The sequence below is a fragment of the Rhodobacter sp. P2_H5 genome (assembly GCF_056403335.1).
Genome location: NZ_JBFUFS010000139.1, coordinates 1 through 583 on the forward strand (window position 1 = coordinate 1; position 583 = coordinate 583).

Sequence of the window (583 nt, forward strand, 5' to 3'; positions counted from 1 at the left end):
GCATCAAAGTCACCTCGGCATAGCGTAGGACATGGCGGTTGAAGGGGTGGTCGACTCCCGCGAGGTTCAGGAGGCAATAATCGAAACGACCACTTTCATCGGCGTCGAGAAGGGAATCTTCCAGGTCCAGCAATCGGGTGGCTTCATAGTGCAGGAAGCTCACGGCGAACTTGTCAGACCAGAATTCCGGCCCAACCTGCTGGCTGTACGTCTGATAGGCTTTGAAGGATTGGTGCGGATCGCAATCGACCAGAAGGGCAGATTTGCCTGCAGCGTCGATCGCGGAGACCAGCATCAGGAGGGCCGTGGTTTTGCCAGTGCCACCCTTGTGGCTGTAAGCGGTGATGACGCGCATGGGGTTTTCTCCTTCGGGTTGGAATTGAGCTTGACGGGTAATCGGGGTGCGGGAACCGCTTCGGCGGGTCTGGCGGGTCTGGCGGGTCTGGCGGGTCTGGCGGGTCTGGCGGGTCTGGCGGGTCTGGCGGGTCTGGCGGGTCTGGCGGGTCTGGCGGGTCTGGCGGGTCTGGCGGGTCTGGCGGGTCTGGCGGGTCTGGCGGGTCTGGCGGGTCTGGCGGGTCTGGCG

The 583-nt window shown here is 63.3% G+C and carries 2 protein-coding genes; one reads left to right on the top strand and one right to left on the bottom strand.

Features of this window, described 5'->3' with window-relative positions; all coding sequences use genetic code 11:
* The coding region (locus AC1DVR_RS23975; RefSeq protein WP_478003121.1) for a nucleotide-binding protein at positions 1–355 on the bottom strand (355 nt) is incomplete at its 3' end.
* Positions 356–385: 30 nt separating this feature from the next.
* On the opposite strand from AC1DVR_RS23975, the gene AC1DVR_RS23980 reads away from it, so the two are divergent.
* The coding region (locus AC1DVR_RS23980; RefSeq protein WP_478003122.1) for a hypothetical protein at positions 386–583 on the top strand (198 nt) is incomplete at its 3' end.